Genomic DNA, 6,625 nt, shown 5'->3' with positions numbered 1-6,625 from the left:
GGTGCCCGGGGCCCACGGGTCCCGGGCACCGGCGCATCCACCCGACCCCAGCCCTGAAACCGCCCAGCCACTATTCGAGAGGGAAACGGTGACCGCACCGCAGGAAGACGCCGAAGACCTGCCTGAAGCCGGTACCTCCGCTCCCGCGGCCGCGGATGCCACCGACGGCGCGGACGAGCTGCCCCCCTCCTACGAGCCGGTCCACCGGCCCACCCCATTGGCCGCACCCGAGCGGGCCGAAGCCGAGCCCGCGCCGCGCCGCCGCGGCTCCACCCTGCTGATCGTGCTCGCGGTGCTGGTGGTCGTCGCCCTGGTCAAGACCTTCGTGGTGCAGACCTTCGGCATCCCCTCCGGCTCCATGGAGGACACCCTGCTTGAGGGCGACCGGGTGGCCGTGACCATGTACGACGCCGACGACGTCGACCGCGGCGACATCGTGGTATTCACCGACCCGGACAACTGGCTCACCGTCACCGAGCCCACCGGGTTGAGGGGCTTCGTCCAGGACGCACTCATCGTCCTGCACCTGCTGCCCGAGGACTCCGGCCACCACCTGATCAAACGCGTCATCGGCGTGGCTGGGGACCGCATCGTCGCCGACGGCGAGGGGTCGCTGACCATCAACGGCGTCGAGGTCCACGAGCCCTACCTGAAGTCCGGCCGCTCCGCCTCCGACGTCGCCTTCGACGTCACCGTCCCCGACGGCTATGTGTGGGTGATGGGCGACAACCGCGCCAACTCCGCCGACTCCCGCTTCCACCAGGACGATGCCAACGGCGGATTCGTCCCGCTGGACGACGTGGTCGGGGTCGCCAAGGTCGTGCTCTGGCCGCTGTCACGCCTGGAGACCCTTGACGACGGCGGCGCCTTCGACGCCGTTCCCGACGCCGCCTCGAGCACCACCGCCGGGACTGGTCCGTGACCCGCGCCCGCATCCTGCCGGACCGCGCCCTGGAGGAGCGGCTGCTGGTCCGCTATCCGCTGGTCGGTGGCATGGACGAGGTCGGCCGGGGCTCCCTGGCCGGACCCGTCAGCGTCGGCCTGGCCGTCGTCTCCCGGGCCACGCCTGCTGCCTTCCCTGCGGGCCTGGCCGACTCCAAGCAGCTCACGCCCCGCCGTCGGGAGGCGCTCGTGGAGCCCTGCCGCGCCTGGGCGGTTGACCACGCCGTCGGTCACGCCGCGCCTGCGGAGATCGACGCCGTCGGCATCATCGGCGCACTGCGACTGGCCGGGCAGCGGGCCCTGGCTGAGGTCGCCCTACGCGGTCACCTGCCCGGCGCCATCATCCTGGACGGCACCATGAACTGGCTGCGCCCTGCCCCGGCCGACGCGGCCGAGCAGACCACGGCGCCGGCTGCGGTGACGCCGGTGGGGCCGGCCGCGTCCGTTGCAGTAGCGTCCGCCGCGCGGCCCATCCCGTCCGTGTACACCTCCGTCAAGGCGGATGCTCACTGCGCGGTGGTGGCCGCCGCATCCGTTCTGGCCAAGGTGGAGCGCGACGCGCTCATGACCGCCCTGCCCGACCCCGGCTACGACTGGACCCGCAACAAGGGCTACACCTCGCCGGCCCACATCGAGGGCCTGGCCCGCCTGGGCGCCAGCGATCAGCACCGCCGCTCCTGGCACCTGCCCGGACTGGATCGCTTCACGGCCCGGGCTGCCGGGGCCGACCCCGCGCCGCTGCGCGCCGCCGCCCCGGTACAGGCGCCGACCCGGACCGTGGCTGTGGCCGACGCGCCCGCGGGACCTGCTGCCGGAAGGGACGCCCATTGGGCATGATGGACGGGTGAGTGCTGAAGATCTGGAGTCGTATGAGAACGACTTGGAGCTCGACCTGTACCGCGAGTACCGCGATGTCATCTCCCTGTTCTCCTATGTCGTCGAGACGGAGCGCCGCTTCTACCTGGCCAACGCCGTGGACGTGCAGGTGCGCACCAACGGCGGCGAGGTGTTCTTCGAGCTGACCCTCGAGGACGCCTGGGTGTGGGACATCTACCGGGCCAGCCGATTCGTGAAGTCCGTGCACGTGGTCACCTTCAAGGACGTCAACGTCGAGGAGCTGACCAAGCCGGAAATGGACATCCCTTCCTGACCGGCCGCCGGCCCTGAAATGACCGCGCGGAGGATTCACCAGATCCCACAGGCATCGTTCGTGCACCCCTAATCCACAGAGATCAAATCGCGCGCTGGCCCCGCCACGCCCCCACGGGCACGCTGGTGGTGGAGGTCAAGCCCATGCAACCAGCACCAACCACTACGCCGACCGACCCGCGCCGGCTCATCGGTCAGCGCGGCGAAGCCATTGCCGCCCGCTATCTGAGCGACTCTGGCTGGCGCATTCTGGACCGCAACTGGCGGCCCGGCCCCGGCCTGCGCGGCGAGGTGGACATCGTTGCCCTGCAACCACACCCCGACGGCCTCGGCACGCTGGTGATCGTGGAGGTCAAGACCCGCACCTCCGCCGTCGCCGGACCGCCGGCTGAGGCCGTCGACGCGCGCAAGCTAGCCCGCCTGCGCACCCTGGCCGTCGCCTGGGCCGCCACACACCCGGTGCCGCACGCGGGGCTGCGCCTCGACGTCGTCTCCGTTCAGTTGCGTGCCGGCCGTCCCGCCCTGCTGCGCCACCACCGGGGAGTGGGGGATTGAAATGGGCCTGGCACGCACCCTTGCCGTCACCCTGACCGGACTGGCCGGACACCTGGTGGACGTGGAGGCCCACTCCGCTCACGGACTGCCCGGATTCACCCTCGTCGGCCTTCCGGACGCGGCCATACGCGAGTCGCGCGAGCGCGTCCGGGCCGCCCTGTCCACCTGCGGAGTCACCTGGGGCGAGCACCGGCTGACCGTCAATCTCTCTCCGGCCGACCTGCCCAAGACCGGGACCGGCTTCGACCTGGCCCTGGCGCTTGCGGTCCTGGGCGCCCGCGGCCAGCTGCCGGCTCGTGCCATCGCCCACATGGCCCGCACCGTCTACATCGGGGAACTCGGTCTGGACGGCTCCATCCACCCGGTCCGCGGCATCCTGCCCGCCGTGCGCGCCGCCGCCGATGCCGGCGTGACCGAGGTGGTGGTGGCCTCCGGCGCGGGCCGGGAGGCGGCCCTGGTACCGGGCGTGGACGTGACCGCCGTCAGTCACATCGGCGAGTTGCTGGAGCGCTACGGCGGGAAGCTGCCCGGTCGGGCCCGCGAACTCATGCGCCGCGCCCGCCGTGAGGCGGCCCACGCTCCCCGCCCCGCCGGAGGCCGAGACCGGGTGCGCGAACCCGACCTGGCCGATGTGGTGGGACAGACCCAGGCGCGTCATGCCTTGGAGGTCGCCGCCGCGGGCGGACACCACCTGCTGCTGGTCGGCCCGCCGGGCGCCGGCAAGACCATGCTCGCCGAGCGCCTGCCCTCTATCCTGCCGCCCCTGAGTCCCGACGACGCCGTCACCGTCACCTCCATCCATTCCCTGGCCGGAACCTTCAACGCCGACGCCGGCCTGCTCACCCGCCCGCCCCTGCGCGCGCCCCACCACACCGCCACGCGCGCCGCCGTCGTGGGCGGCGGCACGGGCACACCCCGCCCCGGTGACGTGTCGCTCGCCCACCGCGGCGTGCTGTTCCTGGACGAGGCCCCCGAATTCTCCGCCGGCGTGCTCGACTGCCTGCGCCAGCCGCTGGAGTCCGGAGTGGTGACCATCGACCGGGTGGGCGGGCGCGCCACCTACCCGGCGGCCTTTCAACTGGTGCTGGCAGCCAACCCGTGTCCCTGCGGGCGCGCCACGGGGCGTGGTCTGGAGTGCACCTGTACCTCTTTGCAGCGGCGCCGTTACTTCTCCCGCCTGTCCGGCCCCCTGCTGGACCGGGTCGACATCCAGGTGGAGGTCGCCGCCGTCACCGCCGATGACCTGGCCGCCGGAACCGCCGGCGAGCCCAGCGCCGTCGTCGCCGCCCGCGTCGCCGAGGCGCGCGCACGGGCCGCCCGGCGGCTGGCCGACACCCCCTGGCGACTGATGGGGGAGGTCCCCGGGGGCTGGCTGCGCTCGCCCGTCTCCGGCACCGACGCCTCTCTGCTCACCCCGCTCATGACCGCCCTGGACCGGGGCGACCTGACCCTGCGCGGCGTCGACCGGGTACTGCGGCTGGCCTGGACCCTGGCCGACCTCGGCGCCCGCCCCGCGCCCACCCCCACCGATATCGGCGCCGCTCTGGCGCTGCGCACGAGAGGAGCCCGCCCATGAGAGCCGCGAACACATCCGCCGCCGGCTCCACCGCACACGTCGCCTGCGCGGACCCGCCGCCCGCGTCCGATGTCGGCGTCGAGGCCACTGTCGATGGCGACGCCGAGGCCCTGGCCCGGGCCACCTGGTCGCGGCTCGCCGAGCCCGCAGACGCCCACGCCTGCGCCCTGGTCGGCCGCCTCGGTGCCACCGCCGCCCTGGACTGGCTCACGCATGAGGCCCTCGACGCCGACGGGGAGCCCCGGCCCGCCCCACGTCCGCCGCTGCCGCCCCACGGAGACGCCGCCCGCGCCAGCGCGGACTGGGCCACGGCCGCCGCCCGTTGGGCCCCGCGCCTGCAAGGCCTGGACATCCGCCGCGAACTGGATGTGTTGGAACGCCTCGGCGGCAGCCTGCTCATCCCCACCGACCCGGGGTGGCCCACGGGGCTGAACGACTTGGAGCGCCCACCCCATTGCCTATGGGTGCGCGGCGATCCCGCCCTACTCGTCGCCCGCCGGGGCGCCGCCGACGTCGCCCTGCCGCGGGCCCGCGAGGATCTGGTGCCGGACGGGCCCGGCGCCGGATGCGCGCTGGCGCTGGTCGGGGCGCGCGCCTCCACCGACTACGGCGAGCACGTCACCTTCGATATGGCCAGTGGGCTGGCAGCGAAGGGTGTCGTCGTCGTCTCCGGTGGCGCCTTCGGCATCGACGCCGCCGCCCACCGTGGCGCCCTGCGCGCCGGCGTCACCGTGTCTGTGTCCGCTGGGGGAGTGGACCGCCTCTATCCGGCCGGCAACGCCGACGTGCTGGAGGAGGTTATCGCCACCGGTGCCCTGGTCGCCGAGGTGCCGCCCGGCTGCCAGCCCGGCCGCCACCGCTTCCTGACCCGCAACCGGCTGATCGCCGCCATGAGCGACGCCACCGTCGTCGTCGAAGCGGCATGGCGCTCCGGGGCCCTGTCCACCGCCCATCACGCCCTGGAGGTGAGCAGGCCGGTGGGGGCCGTGCCCGGGCCGGTCACCTCCATGGCCTCGGTGGGCTGTCACCGGCTGCTGCGGCAGGGCGCCGTCTGCGTCACCGACGCCGACGAGGCCCTGGAACTGGTTGCACCCCTGGGGGCCACCGACCCCGATGCGGCCAAGGCCGCGGACCCCGCCAATGCGGGATCCGGGCTGCTCGACGGCCTGGATGGGCCCGCGGCCGTCGTCCTGGACGCGCTGCCCGCCCGCGCCGAAGCCAGCGTGGAGTCGATCGTGCGCGCCGCCGGGCTCACCGAACGCGAGACCATCGCCGCCCTGGGACTGCTGGAACTCGAGGGCCGGGTGGAACGCCGTGGCGCCGCCTGGCGCCGCGCCCGCGGGCACCGGTGAACTCGATGCCGGTTGGCACCGCTGCCGCCCCAGCGCCGACGAGTCTTACCGGACCACCCCTCGTCAATGCCCAGTAGCCGCCTACCGCCCGAGCACCGACAAGTCTCACCACCCTATGTCTCGGCGTGACGGCGCCTCGCGGACTCGTCCGATTGGAGGGTGCTCTGTATCTCGGCTCAAATGAACGGAGCACAGTCGGAAGGAGCCATCGTCGTAGTTCGAGGATGGAGGACGAGAATACCGCCGCATCAGCTTTATTGGCTCGGAGTATCATCGCGGCGTGATCCAGGTGGGGGCAATGTTTGGGGGGAAGCGGTAGGAGTCATCTCGAGCTGTCGTACAGTGCGATGACCCTCGAGGCTGCTTTGGAGATTGCTGACGGCTGGAAGTATCCACCACCGTATGACGTCTATTACATGACGGCGGATCCAGAGGACTACGAGGAGTTCGTGACTCCCGAGAAGTGGCCCGACGTCCTCATGCAAGTCCGCTCAAGGGGCGAGCTGTTCGGATTCTTGTCCGCCGACGTTGATGATGGTGAAGGCGTGTTGGAGATTGGGGTGGGGATGCGGCCTGATCTCACTGGTCGTGGCCTCGGGTTAAGCTTCATGAAGTGTAATCTGGGCTGGCTGGAGGAGAATCTACCTGGTCGGGAGATTCGCTTGAGCGTGGCCTGCTTCAATGAGCGTGCAATTGTGGTGTACCGTCGGAGCGGATTTCGTAGAGTGCGTTCCTTTAAACAGGTTACCAACGGGGGAGTCTTCGACTTCATTGAAATGAAGTATGAGGGGCGTCAAGCGGCGGTCCGGTAATCTTCTGCCGGTTGCACGTATCGGCCTGCGGGGACTAATCCGCCTCTTCGTGTTTGTTTGGGGTGTGGTGGGTTCGGGTGGACGTGTATGTGTGGGTGTTGGTGCCAGGCGGGGGTGGCGCACGCTCGATCACCTTGCCGCTCCGACCGGTCGGGTGAGTGCCCCGGGGGTGGCGCACGCTCAATCACCTTGCCGCTCCGACCGGTCGGCGGGTTTTGCCTGGTATTTCAATGTTCTTG

Annotated in this window: 7 protein-coding genes; all 7 read left to right on the top strand. The window is 71.5% G+C overall.

All coding sequences use genetic code 11. The features are described from left to right. The first annotated feature begins 1 nt into the window (after position 1). The 7 genes from lepB (at position 2) to DRB06_RS03680 (ending at position 6,386) form a co-directional block, all read left to right on the top strand. Complete coding sequence (gene lepB / locus DRB06_RS03710) at positions 2 to 922, top strand: signal peptidase I (RefSeq protein ID WP_258522129.1); 921 nt, start codon at positions 2 to 4, stop codon at positions 920 to 922. Then, positions 919 to 1,779 (top strand): ribonuclease HII, encoded by an 861-nt coding sequence (locus DRB06_RS03705; protein ID WP_395994417.1) that lies wholly within the window; start codon positions 919 to 921, stop codon positions 1,777 to 1,779. The genes lepB and DRB06_RS03705 overlap by 4 nt, the downstream gene beginning before the upstream one ends. Before the next feature lie 7 nt (positions 1,780 to 1,786). Beyond that, a complete protein-coding gene (locus DRB06_RS03700; protein ID WP_073332911.1) occupies positions 1,787 to 2,092 on the top strand; it encodes a DUF2469 domain-containing protein in 306 nt (101 codons plus the stop codon). A gap of 143 nt (positions 2,093 to 2,235) precedes the next feature. Then, positions 2,236 to 2,646 (top strand): YraN family protein, encoded by a 411-nt coding sequence (locus DRB06_RS03695; protein WP_108969797.1) that lies wholly within the window; start codon positions 2,236 to 2,238, stop codon positions 2,644 to 2,646. A gap of 1 nt (position 2,647) precedes the next feature. Beyond that, the gene (locus tag DRB06_RS03690) at positions 2,648 to 4,222 is read left to right on the top strand and encodes a YifB family Mg chelatase-like AAA ATPase (RefSeq protein ID WP_111819155.1); all 1,575 of its coding nucleotides are present in this window, start codon (positions 2,648 to 2,650) and stop codon (positions 4,220 to 4,222) included. Next, positions 4,219 to 5,574 carry a DNA-processing protein DprA gene (locus DRB06_RS03685; protein ID WP_108967786.1) on the top strand — a complete coding sequence of 452 codons (1,356 nt, stop codon included), beginning with the start codon at positions 4,219 to 4,221 and terminating at the stop codon, positions 5,572 to 5,574. The genes DRB06_RS03690 and DRB06_RS03685 overlap by 4 nt, the downstream gene beginning before the upstream one ends. A gap of 347 nt (positions 5,575 to 5,921) precedes the next feature. Continuing rightward, positions 5,922 to 6,386 carry a GNAT family N-acetyltransferase gene (locus tag DRB06_RS03680; protein WP_108967784.1) on the top strand — a complete coding sequence of 155 codons (465 nt, stop codon included), beginning with the start codon at positions 5,922 to 5,924 and terminating at the stop codon, positions 6,384 to 6,386. Positions 6,387 to 6,625 lie beyond the last annotated feature (239 nt).

Origin of the sequence: Actinomyces sp. Z5 (assembly GCF_003287795.1) — a bacterium.
Taxonomy (GTDB): Bacteria; Actinomycetota; Actinomycetes; order Actinomycetales; family Actinomycetaceae; genus Actinomyces; species Actinomyces glycerinitolerans.
The sequence above is the reverse complement of the archived record's forward strand: the minus strand, read 5'-3'. Positions and strand labels throughout refer to the sequence as shown.

Excerpts from the sequence above, each read along its gene's own strand:
- DRB06_RS03690 (WP_111819155.1), top strand. The coding sequence starts at position 2,648 with ATGGGCCTGGCACGCACCCTTGCCGTCACCCTGACCGGACTGGCCGGA.
- DRB06_RS03685 (WP_108967786.1), top strand. The coding sequence starts at position 4,219 with ATGAGAGCCGCGAACACATCCGCCGCCGGCTCCACCGCACACGTCGCC.
- DRB06_RS03680 (WP_108967784.1), top strand. The coding sequence starts at position 5,922 with ATGACCCTCGAGGCTGCTTTGGAGATTGCTGACGGCTGGAAGTATCCA.
- DRB06_RS03695 (WP_108969797.1), top strand. The coding sequence starts at position 2,236 with ATGCAACCAGCACCAACCACTACGCCGACCGACCCGCGCCGGCTCATC.